At 60.0% G+C, this 15334-nt stretch carries 18 protein-coding genes; 10 read left to right on the plus strand and 8 right to left on the minus strand.

What is annotated here, in order from left to right; genetic code table 11:
• Positions 1-1101 carry a glycosyltransferase gene (locus OHL16_RS18220; RefSeq protein ID WP_263368626.1) on the minus strand — a complete coding sequence of 367 codons (1101 nt, stop codon included), beginning with the start codon at positions 1099-1101 and terminating at the stop codon, positions 1-3.
• A 42-nt stretch (positions 1102-1143) separates the two neighbouring features.
• On the opposite strand from OHL16_RS18220, the gene OHL16_RS18225 reads away from it, so the two are divergent.
• From OHL16_RS18225 to OHL16_RS18235, 3 genes are all read left to right on the plus strand, one after another.
• A complete protein-coding gene (locus OHL16_RS18225) occupies positions 1144-1635 on the plus strand; it encodes a TlpA family protein disulfide reductase (RefSeq protein WP_263368627.1) in 492 nt (163 codons plus the stop codon).
• 386 nt (positions 1636-2021) lie between these two features.
• Complete coding sequence (locus OHL16_RS18230) at positions 2022-2702, plus strand: hypothetical protein (protein ID WP_263368628.1); 681 nt, start codon at positions 2022-2024, stop codon at positions 2700-2702.
• A 213-nt stretch (positions 2703-2915) separates the two neighbouring features.
• Entirely contained in the window at positions 2916-3251 is a 336-nt protein-coding gene (locus OHL16_RS18235; protein WP_263368629.1) for a penta-EF hand family protein, read from the plus strand.
• A gap of 52 nt (positions 3252-3303) precedes the next feature.
• Here OHL16_RS18235 and rph read toward each other — a convergent pair whose 3' ends face one another.
• Entirely contained in the window at positions 3304-4050 is a 747-nt protein-coding gene (rph, locus tag OHL16_RS18240; RefSeq protein ID WP_263368630.1) for a ribonuclease PH, read from the minus strand.
• A gap of 380 nt (positions 4051-4430) precedes the next feature.
• Between rph and OHL16_RS18245 the strand changes: the two genes are divergently transcribed.
• From OHL16_RS18245 to OHL16_RS18270, 6 genes are all read left to right on the plus strand, one after another.
• Positions 4431-5954 (plus strand): sigma-54-dependent transcriptional regulator, encoded by a 1524-nt coding sequence (locus tag OHL16_RS18245; RefSeq protein WP_317891094.1) that lies wholly within the window; start codon positions 4431-4433, stop codon positions 5952-5954.
• Positions 5955-6032: 78 nt separating this feature from the next.
• Positions 6033-6293: a ubiquitin carboxyl-terminal hydrolase 14 gene (locus OHL16_RS18250; RefSeq protein WP_263368631.1), complete on the plus strand. Its 261-nt coding sequence runs from the start codon at positions 6033-6035 to the stop codon at positions 6291-6293.
• Positions 6294-6491: 198 nt separating this feature from the next.
• Positions 6492-6713 (plus strand): CDGSH iron-sulfur domain-containing protein, encoded by a 222-nt coding sequence (locus OHL16_RS18255; RefSeq protein WP_263368632.1) that lies wholly within the window; start codon positions 6492-6494, stop codon positions 6711-6713.
• 106 nt (positions 6714-6819) lie between these two features.
• A complete protein-coding gene (locus OHL16_RS18260) occupies positions 6820-8970 on the plus strand; it encodes a CocE/NonD family hydrolase (RefSeq protein ID WP_263368633.1) in 2151 nt (716 codons plus the stop codon).
• Between the two features lie 26 nt (positions 8971-8996).
• Positions 8997-9548 (plus strand): NUDIX domain-containing protein, encoded by a 552-nt coding sequence (locus OHL16_RS18265; protein ID WP_263368634.1) that lies wholly within the window; start codon positions 8997-8999, stop codon positions 9546-9548.
• Positions 9549-9561: 13 nt separating this feature from the next.
• Positions 9562-10005, plus strand: a complete 444-nt coding sequence (locus OHL16_RS18270; protein ID WP_263368635.1) for a hypothetical protein — start codon at positions 9562-9564, stop codon at positions 10003-10005.
• A 3-nt stretch (positions 10006-10008) separates the two neighbouring features.
• Here the strand turns inward: OHL16_RS18270 and OHL16_RS18275 are convergent, their stop codons facing one another.
• From OHL16_RS18275 to OHL16_RS18300, 6 genes are all read right to left on the minus strand, one after another.
• Positions 10009-10275, minus strand: a complete 267-nt coding sequence (locus tag OHL16_RS18275) for an anti-sigma factor family protein (protein ID WP_263368636.1) — start codon at positions 10273-10275, stop codon at positions 10009-10011.
• On the minus strand, positions 10266-10850 hold the full coding sequence (locus tag OHL16_RS18280; RefSeq protein WP_263368637.1) for a sigma-70 family RNA polymerase sigma factor: 585 nt from the start codon (positions 10848-10850) through the stop codon (positions 10266-10268). Before OHL16_RS18280 ends, OHL16_RS18275 begins: the two co-directional genes overlap by 10 nt.
• A 19-nt stretch (positions 10851-10869) precedes the next feature.
• Positions 10870-11397: a DoxX family protein gene (locus OHL16_RS18285; RefSeq protein ID WP_263368638.1), complete on the minus strand. Its 528-nt coding sequence runs from the start codon at positions 11395-11397 to the stop codon at positions 10870-10872.
• Positions 11394-12299 (minus strand): HvfC/BufC N-terminal domain-containing protein, encoded by a 906-nt coding sequence (locus tag OHL16_RS18290; protein ID WP_263368639.1) that lies wholly within the window; start codon positions 12297-12299, stop codon positions 11394-11396. Before OHL16_RS18290 ends, OHL16_RS18285 begins: the two co-directional genes overlap by 4 nt.
• Positions 12296-13165, minus strand: coding sequence for an MNIO family bufferin maturase (gene bufB / locus OHL16_RS18295; RefSeq protein ID WP_263368640.1), 870 nt, complete (start codon positions 13163-13165; stop codon positions 12296-12298). Before bufB ends, OHL16_RS18290 begins: the two co-directional genes overlap by 4 nt.
• A gap of 87 nt (positions 13166-13252) precedes the next feature.
• Positions 13253-13546 (minus strand): hypothetical protein, encoded by a 294-nt coding sequence (locus OHL16_RS18300; protein ID WP_263368641.1) that lies wholly within the window; start codon positions 13544-13546, stop codon positions 13253-13255.
• 164 nt (positions 13547-13710) lie between these two features.
• Here OHL16_RS18300 and OHL16_RS18305 point away from each other — a divergent pair, with 164 nt between their 5' ends.
• On the plus strand, positions 13711-15324 hold the full coding sequence (locus OHL16_RS18305) for an AsmA family protein (protein WP_263368642.1): 1614 nt from the start codon (positions 13711-13713) through the stop codon (positions 15322-15324).
• The last annotated feature ends 10 nt before the right edge of the window (positions 15325-15334 follow it).

Raw genomic sequence — 15334 nt, forward strand, 5'->3', positions numbered from 1 at the left:
TCAGCGTCCTGTATCGTAGCTCCGCCCCTTCCAGGTTACGGAGTGTCTGATGTTGTGGTCGATAACGCTGCGTATCAACAGGTAGATAAACAGCGGCACGCCGAAGATGGAGATGGCGATGTCTACGGCGGGGAAGTTTGAGCGCGCAACTCGCGCGTAGAACCTCCACAGCGTGCGGACCCAGAGCAGCATGATCACGGTTTTCTGCCATAAGATCAGCCACGGCAGGCCGAATGCCACGAGTGGCAGGCCGAAGAAGAGCACCAGGTCCAGCACGCGCCATGCGGCCAGATAGATGGGGCGCGGCATCAGCAGCGCGAGGTTTTTGGTCCAGCCGGCGATCATGTCGCCGGTGGTGCGGTACATGCGCGTCGAGAGCGCTTCGGGCGCGTATCGGAAGCGGATGAGGCGCTGTCCGCGCTTGATGCTGCGCGCGATGGCGACGTCTTCGAGGACGTTGGCACCCTGTGCGCGATGGCCCCCAATCGAGAAGTAGGCGTCGCGTTCGACGAGCAGGAACTGCCCGTTGGCCGCGGCGAGGCGGCGCTGCGGGTCGTTGACCTCCTTCGTTGAATAGACCGAAGCGAGCTCGGAGAAGACCAGCGGCATGAGCGCTCGCTGCCAGAAGCCAGAGACGATCTGGCGCGGCGAGTAGGAGAGCAGCGCGACGTGGTGGCGCTCAGCCTCGCGGAGTGAGCGCGAGAGGTCGTGCGGCTGGTGGACGGTGTCGGCGTCGGTGAAGAGCAGCCAGCGGCCGCGGGCGATCTGCGCGCCTGCCCAGCAGGCGTTGTTTTTGCCGTTGAGCGAGTCGCGGCCGTGGAGGTCAAGCGGCGGCGCGTCGAGCAGCGTGATTCCGGGGTGCGAGGCTGCGGCTTCGGCGGCGATTCGCCGGGTCGAGTCAGTTGAGTCGTCGTTGACGAGGATCAGCTCCCAGTGGCGTCCGAGTTCGAAGCCGGGTTCGGACTGGCTGAGCAGGGAGGCGAGGCAGGCTGGGAGCGACGCCTCTTCGTTGCGCGCTGGCAGGATTATGGAGAGTTCCATCCCTGACGGCCGTGCTGGCTCTGCTTGCTGCGCTGGATTGTCCTGCTCGTCGCGATTCATGAATTCCTGTATGACTTCGTATTATAGGAAGTGGAGCGTGATGTGCGTACTGTACTGCTGAGTGTTGCGTTGGGGCTGCTGCTGACGGCGGGTTGCGACCGTGGGCGCCATCCAGGACAGGTCGGCGGACTTGCGCCGGCGTTTTCGATCTCGGATGGCTCGCAGTCGGCCGATCTGAGCAAGCTGCGCGGCAAGGTAGTCGTGCTGAACTTCTGGGCGACGTGGTGCCCTCCGTGCATCGAGGAGCTGCCGTCGCTGATGGAGTTGCAGCGGCGGATGCCTGAGGTCGCCGTGGTTGCGATCAGCACGGACGAGGACACGGCGGCTTACAAGCAGTTTCTGAGCGAGCACAACATCCAGTTGAGGACGGTCAACGATGCCTCGCAGCGGGTGAATCCGCTGTATGGGACGTTCCGGTATCCCGAGACGTATGTGATCGACCGCAACGGCGTGCTGCGGAGGAAGTTCATCGGGCCGCAGACATGGACGAGCCCGGAGATTATGGACTACCTGGCGAAGCTGGAGCGGAGTTAGCGTTTCGCTACCCTCCCATCCGGTACAATTTTGTGCAAAATATTCATTTTATTTGTTTTAGCTTTGGACTGACTGCGCACAGTATTCATTTTTCAGGTGCCTCACATGCAAGGTCTTAGAAATAAACAGGTTATTTGGTTAAGAGCAAGAGCCTCGGGTTGCGTCCCGAGGCTCTTTTGGTCTCTCTTTCAATTTTAGTGAATTGGTTGTAACTACTCTGCCATTCGTAATTCTTTTTGATTGAGTGGCTTAGAGCATTTGGGGGCTTGACAGGATTTTCTGTGGAAAATTGCGAATTCACTCGCGCATGATCTGCCAGCAGGCTGCGGTCTGAGTGTTGGGCGGCGATGAGTTTGCGGATGCATAATCGTCGAAAGGAGTCCCGAATGAGTGCACAGAGGAGATACCCGTTGTTGTTAGGGCTAGCGCTTTTGGCTGTGGCAGGCGCGGCACAGGATCAGCAGGGGAGTGCGACGCTTACGGTGAATGGGCATGCGGGGCAGGCTCCGGTGATCCAGAGCAATGGACGCTCGTATGTGGATGTGGAGGCGCTCGCGCGGATTACGAATGGGACGCTGGGGTTTCAGGGGAGCCGCATTGTGCTGACGCTGCCGGGTACGGGTGCGGCGGTGCAGCCGAGTGCTACGGCGCCACCGCGGCCTGAGGAGAAGGGGTTCTCGCGGGACTTTCTGCGGGCGGGGATCGAGGGGATGAGCGAGGTCCGGGAGTGGAGGGCGGCGATCGAGAATGCGGTGAGAACGAGAAATCCAGTGGAGGAGAGTTGGGTGTCGAGCTACAGGAGGTCGGCGGAGAGTGGGATGGCGATTGCGAAGGCAGCGGCGACGACGGAGTCGGACAAGAAGGCGGTTCCGCTGCTCGACAATCAGCTGAACAATATGCGACAGCTGAGCGACAGGTTTCTGGATATGCGAAAGAGCGCGAGCTATGTGCCACCGGACTCAGTGGATAACGATCCGCTGGACCAGAAGATCCTCGCGTGTGCGCAGGGGTTAGCAGCGATGGCGGCGCCGGGAGGGCAGTTTCAGGATGTTGTGGCCTGCCATTGAAAAAGCAGATCCCTTCCGGGGATGACAGAGAGAGCAGCAAGAACAAGGAAAAGCGAATCTAGAGGGCGGGGAAGGATTACTGGGCAGCGAAGAGTTCGCGGATGTCTTCGGCGTAGTAGAGCATCTCGTTTAGCTGCCGTATCCCAACGTCCCACTGACCATGCTATCCGGTGTCATCGCAATGTTGACGCGAGAGCCCACTGGAGGTGGAGAATGTCGAAACGAAGAAGGATCGTATTGGTGGTGGTTCTGGTAGTCGCAGCGTTGTTCTCAATTGGGGCAATAGTCGGAACTACCTTCGCCCAGAAGGCAGCAGTTCCCAAACCGCCAAATAAACTTGAACTTGGACAGGATGATGTCAAAGAGCTGTTGCTTCTGATGGACACGGATAAGAATGGCAGGATTTCCAAGCAAGAGTTTATGAAGTTTATGGAAGCAGAGTTCGACAGACTGGATAAGGACAAAAGCGGAGAGCTCGATGCCAAAGAACTAACTCAATCGACTTTGCGGGCAAACCATCCATATCCATTTGCTACCGTGGGCAAGTAACGCTGGGTGCCTATACGCAGAGGGCGCGAGGCGTTGCCTCAGGCTCGGGACGCTAAGAGGTGCTTTGCAGAGCGGTCTGCTGTGCGGTCAGGAGCTCGCGAATGCCTTTGTCGGCGTAGTCGAGCATGTCGTTGAGCTGCCGGCGGGAGTAGGAGTCCTTTTCGGCGGTGGCCTGGGTCTCGACGAGACCTCCGTCGGCGAGCATGACGACGTTCATGTCGACAGTCGCACGGGAGTCTTCTTCATAGCAAAGGTCGAGGAGGATCGAGCCGTCGACGATGCCTACAGAGGTGGCGGCGATCATCTGGCGCAGGGGCGAGGACTTGAGGGTTCCGGCGGCGACGAGCTTGTTGAGCGCGAGTGCGAGGGCGACGGCGGCTCCGGTGATGGCGGCGGTGCGGGTTCCGCCGTCGGCCTGGAGGACATCGCAGTCGAGGATGACGGTGCGCTCGCCGAGGGCCTTCATGTCTACGACTGAGCGCAGGCTGCGGCCGATGAGGCGCTGGATCTCGTGGGTTCGGCCACCGACCTTGCCGCGCTCGGATTCGCGGGGGGTGCGGGTGAGGGTGGCGCGGGGGAGCATGCCGTACTCGGCCGTGACCCAGCCGCGACCGGAGTTGCGCAGCCAGCCGGGGACGCCCTGCTCGACGGTGGCGTTGCAGAGGACGCGGGTGTTGCCGGACTCGATGAGGACGGAGCCCTCGGCGGTGACGACGAAGTTTGGGGTGAGGCGGATGTTACGGAGGGAGTCGGCGGTGCGGCCGTCAGGACGGAAGATGCGAGGTGCTGCTTCGGACATTCGGTGATTATAGCCTTTGGGTGTTGGGGATTCGTTGTTCAGGGCTGAGGGTGCGGGCTGGCTTACTTTGGTAAGGGTTGATGGAGGGAGTGAGTCGGGATCGTGTTCCCGAATTGGGACTCGTTCCGTTTTGGGAATCGCTGGTAGCTGTGATTTTGGTTGGAGATGGGGCGATTCTGGGGGCGCGGCGTTTCATTTTGGGAAATTGTTGACTGTACTGAGACGTCCCGGTGTTGACGCACTGAGGAGGAGATCGATTCTTCTGCTGTAATATCAATCACTTCTGCAGAATGTTCCAGTTTGGCACCTGGATTGATTACAGAAGTGTATCCGCTTGATTTCTGGTAAGCGGTAGAAGATTACTTGGAGTGTGATCGACCATGCAGGTATTGCAGAACCTTACTGCCTTGGGTGTTGCCGGAGTTCGTGCGCAAGGACCCACCGCCAAAACTGAAACCCTTATCAAAGTTGGACCGGTTGGAAGCGAATCCAACGAGAGGCCGCCGCTGCACCTGATGGTGGTGGACGACGATCGTGCGGTGCGGAAGACGTGCCTGGAGGTGGCCGAGGCCATGGGGTTCGTGACGGTGGGGGCCGATAGCCTGGCCTCGGCGCAGGCGATCCTGAGACACCGCAGAATTGATCTTCTGCTGTTAGACCTGAAGCTTCCGGATGGCGGCGGGCTGACGCTGCTGGAGCAGGTGAAGGCGCTGTATCCAGACACGACAGTGGTAGTGATGACGGCGTTCGCGACGGTGACCTCGGCGGTGGAGGCGATGCGGATTGGCGCGGGGGACTATCTGACGAAGCCGTTCGGGCTGGGGGAGATTACGACGGTGCTGGAGCGGGCGAGCCAGCGCCGGTACTTCGACGTGGAGAGCCGGATGCTGCGCGAGAGGCTGCGCTCGCAGAAGGGAGCGGGCGGGCTGCTGGGGCAGTCGCCGGAGATGGAGAAGCTGTACCGGATTCTGTCGAAGGTGGCGTATTCGACGCATCCGGTTCTGATTCTGGGCGAGAGTGGCACGGGCAAGGAACTGGTGGCGCGGTCGATCCACTTCAACGGGCCGAACGCGGACAAGCCGTTTGTGCCGGTGGACTGCGGCTCGCTGGTGCCGAGCCTGATCGAGAGCGAGCTGTTCGGGCATGTGAAGGGGGCATTTACGGGCGCCGACCGCGCCAAGGAAGGTCTGCTGGCAACGGCAGAGGGCGGAACGGTGTTTCTGGACGAGATTGGGGAACTGCCGCTGGACCTGCAGGCGAAGCTGCTGCGGGCGCTGCAGGAGAAAGAGGTTAGGCCGGTGGGCGCGACGCAGGCGAGGCCGATCTCGGCGCGCGTGCTGGCGGCGACGAACCGCGACCTCGCGGGAATGGTGGAGCAGGGACGGTTTCGCAAGGACCTGTTCTTCCGGCTGAACGTCGTGAACCTGAGGATTCCGCCGCTGCGCGATCGAAGGGACGATATTCCGCTGCTGGCGATGCACTTTGTGGAGAGGATGAAGAAGGAGACGGGCGTGGACTACACGGTCTCGGACGAGACGCTGCGGGTGATGGCTGCGTATGACTGGCCAGGAAATGTGCGGGAGTTAGAGAACGCGATTGAGCGGGCCTGCGCGCTTTCGTCGGGGCCGGTGCTGCATATGGGCGATCTGCCGACGCAACTGCAGGACTTCAGGATGCACTCGATTATGGCGGAGCAGCCTGTTGTCGCGGCACAGGGGCCAGGGGCAGCGGACGGCGATGGTTCGATCGTCTCGATTGCGGAGATGGAGAAACAGGCGATTCTGGCGACGATACGGCAGTTGAACGGCAACAAGCTGATGGCGGCACGGTTGCTGGGCATTGGCAAAACGACGCTCTACCGCAAGCTGAAGGAGTATGGGATCGCGGACGTGGGGGACGAGTAGCGAACGTTCCGTTGGGATCGGTTGATCTTTCGTGGGGAGTGGCGCAGAGTGGCAGAGTAGGGAAGAAGGGGGTTGCCATTGAAGTGCACGCATCTGGATCAGATTCGCGACGTGACACCGTCGGCGAAGGGCTGTGAGGAGTGTTTGAAGATGGGCGGAAGGTGGGTGCATCTGCGGATGTGCATGATCTGCGGGCATGTGGGCTGCTGCGACTCTTCGCCGGGTAAACATGCGACGGAGCACTTCCATAAGACGAAGGACCCAATTATGCGGTCGATCGAGCCGGGCGAGGATTGGGGCTGGTGTTACGTGGATGAAGTGGAACTGGATTTTTCTTAGGGTGGATCGAAGATTAATCATTAACCAAAGCCAGGTTGGACCGTCGTATGTGTAACGGAGCGTTCGGCGTGATGGGCCTTCTGGTCTCGCGATTGAGACTGGAGTGGACTGGCTCATGTGGCTTTCAAGACCGGATCAGGCGCCGGTGACGGTTTGCTATTCTGGGCTCATCCTTTTGGAAAGAGAGTTAACGAAAAGATGTCAGAAGAAGCAGTGAAGATTACAGTTCGCCCCAACGGCCCGTTGCGGGTGGAGGGTTCTATTGTCCTGAAGGATGCTGATGGCAAGGAGTGGGACCTGACGGGCAAGCCGGCGATCTCGTTGTGCCGGTGCGGGCATAGCGAGAAGCGGCCGTTCTGCGATGGGTCGCATAACCGTATCGGGTTTCAGTGTGCGGCGACGCCCGGGAATCTTACCTAAGACACGCGACGGCCGCGGATTTCACATCTGCGGCCGTTGTTGTTTGACATTGCTCCGGTTCGTCATTTTGCCATCTCCTGTCAATCCCGTTTTGAGGTCAAGCCGCATGAAGATTCGCTGTCTGCTTTCGCTGTGTGTTTTTGGATGCCTGCTCGCGCCGGCGACAGTGCTCAGGGCGCAGGACAAGGGAACTCCCGATCCTAAGGCGGTTACGCTGTCTGCTGCAAAGCTTGACGAATACGTTGGCCTGTACCGGACAGCCAGTGAGCCCGATGTTGTGAGTTCGCTCTATCGGGAGGGAGATAGCCTGCACGGAGAGAGTGAGCGAAAGGCTCCCGTGGAGCTCAAAGCGGAGTCGGCGGATCACTTCTTTGTCCCAGGCACTGGGCAGCGCGTGGAGTTTGTCCGCGACGCCGGGGGTAGAGTGACTGGTCTCAGGATGACAAATGGCGGCAGTGTGTTGAGCGATCAAACGCGCTTCAGCACAGAGTCGAAGCGGCTGAACCATTTCCGTAAGTACGCGCGCTCGGAGGCAATGATTCCTGTACGAGACGGCGTGAAGTTGCATGTGGTGGTTCTGCGGCCGGAGGGCTCTGAGAAGGCGGGCGAGCCATTGCCAATTCTGCTGGAACGTACGCCCTACGGTGTAGACCGCTATACCTCGAATAGTGTGAACTCGTCGAAGCCGGAGCTGGCAGTCAGCGGGTACATCTTTGTGTTTGCGGATATCCGGGGACGATATGAGTCTGAGGGCAAGTTCGTCATGAACAGGCCCGTTGTCGAACACAAGACGAAGAACGATGTGGATGAGACGACCGACACGCGCGACACGATCGACTGGCTGTTGAAGCACGTTCCGAACAGCAATGGACGCGTGGGCGTGATGGGGGTCTCGTATCCGGGGTTTCTCTCGATGATGGCAGGGATCGATGCGCACCCTGCGGTGAAGGCGATCTCGCCGCAGGCTCCCATGACGAATATCTGGATCGGCGACGACTTCTTTCACAATGGAGCGTTTCGCGAGACGTATGGCTTCGACTACGTGCAGCAGCTTGAGGCTCAGAAGACGGATGTGCCGGTGGAGTCGAAAGAGGATACGTACGACTTCTTTCTTCGCAACGTGAACTTTGCAGGCGCGGCAAAGGCGGCAGGGATGAGCGATCTGCCGACGGCGAAGGCGTTTCTGTCGCAACCTGCATATACGCCGTTCTGGCAGGCGATGGCGGTGGAGCCTCACCTGACGAAGGTGGAGGTCCCGACGCTCGAGGTGGGCGGATGGTGGGACCAGGAGGATATGTGGGGGACGCAGGCGGAATATGCCGCGCTTGAGCCGCATGACACGAATCATGAGGTCTTCATGGTGCTGGGGCCGTGGAACCATGGAGGGTGGGGTCCGACGACGCGGCATCTAGGTGTGGTGGACTTTGGATCGGCGACCGGAGATCAATATCGCAAGACGATCGAGGCTCCGTTCTTTGAGAAGTATCTGAAGGACCGGCCGGGTTTTGATTTGAAAGACACGGCTAGCTTTCGTACGGGTGTGAATCAGTGGGAGCGGTATGATTCGTGGCCGCCGAAGACGGGATTTCATGCGGCGAAGCTGTATCTCGCGAATGGAGGCGGGCTGGGCTTCGATGCGCCGGCGGTGGATGGTAAGGCGAGCTACGTTGCCGATCCAGCGAATCCGGTTCCGTACCGACATCAGCCGATTCAGGCGACCTATGGGACAGGCTCGAAGTGGCGGACGTGGCTGGTGGAGGACCAGAAGTTTGTGAGCAGCCGCAAGGATCTCGCGAACTTTGAGACTCCGGTGCTTGATCACGACGTTACGGTGACGGGCGATGTGATGGCGGACATCTTTGCGGCGACGACGGGAAGCGATGCCGACTGGATCGTGAAGTTGATCGATGTGTATCCGGACGATGCTCCGAATGGCATGGGCGGGTATCAGTTGATGATTGTGGATGAGATCTTTCGCGGACGGTACAGGAAGAGCTATGAGAAGCCTGAGGCGATCACTCCGAACGAGGTGACGGAGTACAAGTGGAGCCTGCATGGGGCCGACCACACGTTTCTGAAGGGGCACAGGATTATGGTCGAGGTGCAGTCGAGCTGGTTCCCGCTGTACGACCGCAATCCGCAGACGTTTGTGCCGAATATCATGTCGGCTCCGGCGAGCGCGTATCAGTCTGAGACGCAGACGATTTATGCTTCGCCGAAGTATCCGTCGCATCTTGAGTTTGAGATGCCGGAGTAGGCTCTCTGAGGAGACGGGACCGAGAGATGATTAAGACGATCAGCAGCAGGGAAGTCTACCGCAACCCCTGGACGAGCGTGCGTGAGGATGTGATTGAGCGCGCGAATGGGCAGCGCGGAATCTACGGAGTCATCGATAAAGATCCGGCTTCGATCATCATTCCGCTTGAGGCGACGGTTGAGGGCGAGTTTCTTTACCTGATTGAGCAGTATCGCTACACGGTGGGTGGGCGATTTCTGGAGTTCCCTCAGGGCGGCTGGGAGCAGCCTGATGTAGTGCCTGAAGATCTGGCGCGCGGCGAACTGCGAGAGGAGACGGGTTTGACTGCCGAGCGCATGACGCATCTCTCGACGCTGCAGATCGCCTACGGCGTGATGAATCAGAAGCATCACGTTTTTCTGGCGGAGGGGTTGATGATGGGCGATGCCGATCCGGACGCGGAGGAGAGCGATCTGGTGGTGCGAAGGGTTAGCGTGAAGGAGTTCGAGCAGATGGTGTTGGATGGAGTGATCGTGGACAACTGCTCGGTGGCGGCTTGGGGGCTGTATAAGATGTGGCTGGAACGCGGCAGACCGTAGAGCCGCAGATCGGATGAGCGGCATGAGGGACGAGATGGAGACGGGACACACGGCGGAGGCTTCGCGGGCGAAGCTGCGCTGGGTGAATTTGACGGGGCTCCTGTTTGCGTTGCTGCAGAGCGCGTGCTCGGCTGTGCTGGCCTTGAGCGGGTTTCGCGTGCTGATTGGGCTCGGTGCACTCGCCGCTGCGGCTGGCGTCAATACGCCGCCGAAGGGGTTTCATCAGGATGCGATCCGGATTCCGATGATGGCGCTGGCGCTGATCGGCGCGCTTGCCAACCTGTATATGCTGTGGCGCGTGCGGTCGCTGCGGGCGCGGTCTTCTTCACAGTGGCGGATGCAGCCCGTGACGCCGGCGAAGCGGCGTTCGGAGAGGCTGCAGTTTGCGCTGGCCGTCATTACGCTGATTCTGCTGGCGGCGGAGCGGGTCGCGCATTATGTGATTCACCATGGGTAGGCATCAGCCTGAGGATGTTGTATCCGTGGGTGGGCCTTCGAGAATGGCCTGGGTCAGCCGGGCGTGCAGACGCTCGCTGTAGCCGAGGGGAAGCTCGAAGACGCGGTCATCGGCGGTGAGGATGAGGATGTTGCGCGTGGAGTCAAGGACGGCGGAGCATATCTCGCAGTGAGCGAGGTGCTCCTCGACGTCGGCGCGCGTGGCGGCGTCGAGCGTGTTGTCCAGATAGCCTGAGATCTGGTCCCAGACATGGCGGCAGTTCAGAACCATTGGAACCTCCTTCGCGGCGCTGGCACGGCACTCTTCAGTTGGGGGGCGAGATGCTTCTGCAGCATCAGACGGGCGCGATGAAGGCGCATTTTAACGGATGCTGCAGTGATGCCCAAAGTTTCAGCGGTCTCCTGGACGTTGCGCTCCTCGATCTCGCGGAGGATGAAGACCTCGCGGTAGGCAAGGGGCAGGTTGAGGAGTGCGCGGCGGATAAGAGCGCAGACCTCCTCGCGTTCGACGGCCTGCGAGGGGATCTCTCGCCAGTCGGTGAGTTGCATGGGAGTGATGTCGCCTTCGCGGTCGTCGTCGAGCGAGTCGGTGAGGGCGGGCTGGGTGCGGCGCAGCCGGCCGCGGGCCTCGTTGAGCACGATGCTGATGAGCCAGGTGCTGAACCGGGCCTCGGCGCGGAAGCGGGCGAGATTACGGTAGGCCTTGAGAAATGCTTCCTGTGCGGCGTCCTCGGCATCGGCCTCATTTTTGAGCATCGACAGGGCCATAAGGTAGACGCTGCGTTCATAGGGGCGAATCAGCTCGTGGAAGAGTGAGTGTTCGCCGGAGAGGATGGCTGCGATCATCTTTAGCTCATCTCTCTCTCTACCCTGTGACGGCATTGCTCTCCCTGTGATCTGCGTGGTTTTGAACGACCGCTTCGGACGTGAACAACCACCTTGAGAGCAAAGCGTCCAGTGAGAAGAGTCCGGGACCGAAGGCGAGGATCATGATCGATGCAAAGAGGAAGGTATAGGCATCCGCTTTGTAAAATTTATCAGAGTTGCTAAAGATGGATAAGAAGGCCTCGCGCTCCGCCGTCCAGAAGGCAACAAACATCGAGCCTGTAAGCAGGAATGCGATGGGGCGTGAGAAGAGGCCAACGATGAGCAGGATTCCGCCGACGAACTCGAGCCCCGAGACGAAGTGGGCGTTGAACGCAGGGAAGGGAATGTTGAGCGACGTGAAGAAGTCGACGACCCTCGCCTGGTTCTGCAGCTTGCCCCAGCCGGTTTGCGCGAACTGCCAGCCCCAGTAGAGGCGGATGAAGAGCAGTAGAGGAGAGCAGAGCTTTTCCGCGATGCTGCAGAAGGCGGCGTGGAGGGTGTTGAGTTGTGCGAAGAGGGATTTCATAGGGTCTCCGATGTGGGACGGGGAGCGCAGAGCCAGCCCATCTGCATCCAGTTGTGAAAGGCGGACTGAAGGAACGAGGGGCGGTCGCCCTCGGGGATGGCGCTGTCGGCGAATGCGGATTCGATGGCATCTCCGAGTGGCGCGCCCTGATCGAGCGCGTAGAGCAGGAGGTAATCCTCGCGCGCGAGCCGCTTGTAGTAAACGGTGTCGTCGTGGCGGTGGACGGCGAGATAGATGTGCTCGGGTCGCGGGCGGCGAGAGGCTCGGGCGCGGCGGACGAGATGGATCGCGACAGCGTTCGATGCCTGCGAGCCGGCGTCGTGCGAAGAGTCGCGGATGGCGAGCAGGGCGTCGTCGACGGCGTAGGGAGCTTCGAGCAGCCGCAAGCAGGGCTGAAGTGCGATGCGGGAGGCGTCATCGAGCGCGGCGATCTGCTCGGCGTTGAGCGGTTCGCGGCGCTCGTTGTCGAAGGCTTCGATGTGCGCCCACTCCAGTGTTGCCATGGCGATGGCGGCTTCGGTGTGGGGTGCTGTGAAGTGCGGATACTTCGTGAGCCATGCGACGAGCGAGGAGCCGAGATTGCGCAGTGTGAAGGAACGCGAGGGATGCGCTTCGAGGTAGGCGCTCATCAGGGCCTGGAAGCGGCGGCTGCCGACGACAGATTTGAGTCCGGGGAAGTCTTCTTCGAAGGAAGAGAAGAGGCGGAACCAGTATTGACGGTTGTAGATTTCGAGGCGCTCGAACGAGGTGAGGCGGTCGTTGGGGCGGATGAACGCATTGGCTTCCTCGGCTGTGGAGGCGCCGCTGGCATCGCGTTTGCGCATCGTCTCGTTGCGAGTGAGCGGGCGCATGACGGCTGCGGCCATGCGTCGCTGAAGGGCGTGAAGGGTCGGGGCGTTCATGCTGTCACCGCCAGGGAAGAATCTACGGTCTTCGTTTTTGGCTCGAGGTAGCACTTCGCCTTGAGGGCCTCGGCGTGGACCTCGTCGAAGGAAGGGATGGAGTCGTCCCACTCGAGCAGGGTCGCAGTTGGGCCGCAACGCTCGATGGCGCGTGCGTAGAGCTTCCAGACAGGGTCGAGGACAGGGTGGTCGTGCGTGTCGAGGATGTACTTCTCGAACTTCGAGTGGCCGGCGATGTGGATCTGCGCGACCCGTTCGGGGGGGATGCTGTTGACGTACGTGTGGGGGTCGAAGTTGTGGTTCTGGGAGGAGACGTAGATGTTGTTGACGTCGAGCAGAATGCCGCAGTCGGCCTGTTCGACGACCTCGTTGAGGAACTCCCATTCGGTCATCTCGGAGACGTGAAACTCGGCGTAGCTGGAGACGTTTTCGACAGCGATGGGGACCTCAAGGAAGTCTTGTGCCCGGCGGATCTTCTCCGCGGTGAGGCGCGCGGCCTCGAAGGTGTAGGGCATCGGGAGGAGGTCGTGGGTGTAGGTGCCGTCAACGGAGCCCCAGCAGAGGTGATCGGAGAGCCACGGAGTTTTGGTGCGGCGGACGAGATCTTTGAGGCGGCGGAGGTGTTCGCGCGAGAAGGGCTCGGCTGAGCCGAAGTACATGGAGACGCCGTGCTGCACGACGCGGTATTGCTCGAGGATACTGTCGAGGACGGCGAGTGGACGGCCACCGTCGATCATGTAGTTCTCCGAGATGATCTCGAACCAGTCGACAACAGGCTTCTTTTCGAGAATGTGGCGATAGTGTGGGACGCGCAGTCCTATGCCGACGCCGTAGTCCGAAAAGCCGTTGAAGCGATTTGCAGGCATAACAACCTCAGAAGCGAGTTGGGTGAAGTGTTGGCTCCCCCGAGAAGACTAGAGAAATATTTTCGGGGGAGCCAACGGAGTGAGAGATTATTCGGCCGGTGGCTTGGAACCGTCGGTCGCGCAGCCGCCCTTGCCCTTGCAGCTGTTCTTGCCCTTGCAGCCATTGTCGCTGGACTTGCAGCCGCCCTTGCCCTTACAGTCGTTCTTGCCTTTGCAGCTGTGCTTGTCCTTGTCCTGAGCCGCGAACGAGGCCGACGCGAACGCTAGCTGCCCGAACTGTGCGCCGTTGTGGCTGGTTGAAGCGTGCAGGGGGGTGGTGGAGCCACTGAGCAGACCGCTGACGGCCGCGCTCAACATCATTGCCTTGAGGGAACTCTTCATTTTTCAATCTCCTTGGGTTAGATGGGCATCTGCTCTCCATCTGGCACGTTAGATACGAACTGTCGGGGCGGCGTAACGGCTTTTTGTGAAAAAAGTGAGACTGCGTCTCTTTCGTGGCAAGCAGGGCAGGCCACAGCCTCCGGAGCTTCCGCGTCTAAGCTAACATGAACAAGATGAACAAGATCGGCGATGCAGGCGCGACAGAAAGCGCTGTGCCGAAGAGAAGACGCCGCGTGTGGTGGTGGCTGTCAGTCGTGCTGCTGTTCGCTGCAGTCGTTGTCACTTGTGTGGTTGAGTGGATGGTCCACCACGCCGAGCCGATCCTGAAAGCCCGGGTGATCGGGACCCTGAGCACACGCTTTGATAGCAGAGTCGAGATGGATGGCTTCCACGTTTCGGTGGCGAAGGGGCTCGAGGTCTCAGGCGAGGGGTTGCGTATCTATGCGCCGGACGATGTTGTCGCGGCAGGGGTGACGGCGCCGCTGATCTCTCTCGGGCACTTCGCTTTTCATGCGGAGATCCGCGGGCTCTTCGAGAAACCAATGCGCGTCAGTACCGTTTATGTTGATCGCATGACGATCAGCGTCCCTCCGAAGGAGATGCGGAAGCAGGGACTAAGGAATGAGCGGCTGGGAAAGATTACGATCGTGGTCGATGAGATCGTCTGCAACAACTCTCACCTGATCATCGGCACCTCGAAGCCGGACAAGGCTCCCCTAGAGTTCGAGCTGGGACACATTGTGATGCAGAATGTTGGGCCTAACGATCCGTGGAGATATGACGCAACGCTTGTCAATGCGATTCCTCGCGGCGATATTCATGCAGCAGGGACTTTCGGTCATTGGGTCAATGAGAGCCCTGGCGACTCTGCTGTAACAGGGAAGTACACCTTTGAACACGCCGATCTGAATACGATCAGGGGCATCGGCGGCGTGCTCTCGTCGACCGGTGAGTTCAGCGGGCAGCTCAATCGAATTGTTGTTGATGGAACGACCGAGACGCCGGAGTTCTCGCTCGACACGGCAAACCATAGGATGCCTCTGCACACGACGTTTCATGCGATCGTCGATGGCACGAGCGGCGATACGTATCTGCAGCCGGTCGATGCGAAGCTGGGCGACTCGGAGTTCAGTTGCAACGGCGCCATCGTTAATGTGAAGGGCCAGGGACACGATATCGACCTGGATGTGAATGTGCCGAATGGAAGGATTCAGGACTTCCTCGAACTTGGCGTCAGGACCCAGCCGGCAGTGATGACTGGGCGGCTATCGATGGAGACCAGGTTGAACATCCGCCCCGCGAATGAGCGCGTGATGCAGAGGATGGTGATGAACGGCCAGTTTACCCTGAGAGCCATTCACTTCAGCAATCCTGCGGTACAGGACAAGGTCGATATGCTGAGCCTGCGCGCACAGGGCGAGCCGAAGCTGGCCAGGCCTGGAGCCGAAGATGTGCGTTCGCAGATGACCGGGCAGTTTGATATGGACAAAGGGAAGCTGAAGTTCTCACAGCTTGCCTACTCGCTGCCTGGCGCCGATGTCAATCTCACGGGCGTTTACACGCTTGATGGAAATCAGTTTGAGTTCGCGGGAAAGGTGCGAACAAAGGCGACACTGTCGCAGATGGTGTCGACGCGGTGGAAGTCTTTGTTGCTGAAGCCGGTTGATCCGCTCTTCAAGAAGAACGGCGCGGGAGCCGAGATACCCGTGAAGATCAGTGGAACGAAGGGAGACGTGCAGTTCGGCCTCGATCTGAAGCACAAGGGCCAGAAGCACTGAGGCCGAGCTG

The sequence above is a fragment of the Edaphobacter bradus genome (assembly GCF_025685645.1).
Lineage (GTDB): Bacteria > Acidobacteriota > Terriglobia > Terriglobales > Acidobacteriaceae > Edaphobacter > Edaphobacter bradus.

Excerpts from the sequence above, each read along its gene's own strand:
- OHL16_RS18220 (WP_263368626.1), bottom strand. The coding sequence starts at position 1,101 with ATGAATCGCGACGAGCAGGACAATCCAGCGCAGCAAGCAGAGCCAGCA.
- OHL16_RS18230 (WP_263368628.1), top strand. The coding sequence starts at position 2,022 with ATGAGTGCACAGAGGAGATACCCGTTGTTGTTAGGGCTAGCGCTTTTG.
- OHL16_RS18235 (WP_263368629.1), top strand. The coding sequence starts at position 2,916 with ATGTCGAAACGAAGAAGGATCGTATTGGTGGTGGTTCTGGTAGTCGCA.
- rph (WP_263368630.1), bottom strand. The coding sequence starts at position 4,050 with ATGTCCGAAGCAGCACCTCGCATCTTCCGTCCTGACGGCCGCACCGCC.
- OHL16_RS18245 (WP_317891094.1), top strand. The coding sequence starts at position 4,431 with ATGCAGGTATTGCAGAACCTTACTGCCTTGGGTGTTGCCGGAGTTCGT.
- OHL16_RS18255 (WP_263368632.1), top strand. The coding sequence starts at position 6,492 with ATGTCAGAAGAAGCAGTGAAGATTACAGTTCGCCCCAACGGCCCGTTG.
- OHL16_RS18260 (WP_263368633.1), top strand. The coding sequence starts at position 6,820 with ATGAAGATTCGCTGTCTGCTTTCGCTGTGTGTTTTTGGATGCCTGCTC.
- OHL16_RS18265 (WP_263368634.1), top strand. The coding sequence starts at position 8,997 with ATGATTAAGACGATCAGCAGCAGGGAAGTCTACCGCAACCCCTGGACG.
- OHL16_RS18270 (WP_263368635.1), top strand. The coding sequence starts at position 9,562 with ATGAGCGGCATGAGGGACGAGATGGAGACGGGACACACGGCGGAGGCT.
- OHL16_RS18275 (WP_263368636.1), bottom strand. The coding sequence starts at position 10,275 with ATGGTTCTGAACTGCCGCCATGTCTGGGACCAGATCTCAGGCTATCTG.
- OHL16_RS18280 (WP_263368637.1), bottom strand. The coding sequence starts at position 10,850 with ATGATCGCAGCCATCCTCTCCGGCGAACACTCACTCTTCCACGAGCTG.
- OHL16_RS18285 (WP_263368638.1), bottom strand. The coding sequence starts at position 11,397 with ATGAAATCCCTCTTCGCACAACTCAACACCCTCCACGCCGCCTTCTGC.
- OHL16_RS18290 (WP_263368639.1), bottom strand. The coding sequence starts at position 12,299 with ATGAACGCCCCGACCCTTCACGCCCTTCAGCGACGCATGGCCGCAGCC.
- bufB (WP_263368640.1), bottom strand. The coding sequence starts at position 13,165 with ATGCCTGCAAATCGCTTCAACGGCTTTTCGGACTACGGCGTCGGCATA.
- OHL16_RS18300 (WP_263368641.1), bottom strand. The coding sequence starts at position 13,546 with ATGAAGAGTTCCCTCAAGGCAATGATGTTGAGCGCGGCCGTCAGCGGT.
- OHL16_RS18305 (WP_263368642.1), top strand. The coding sequence starts at position 13,711 with ATGAACAAGATGAACAAGATCGGCGATGCAGGCGCGACAGAAAGCGCT.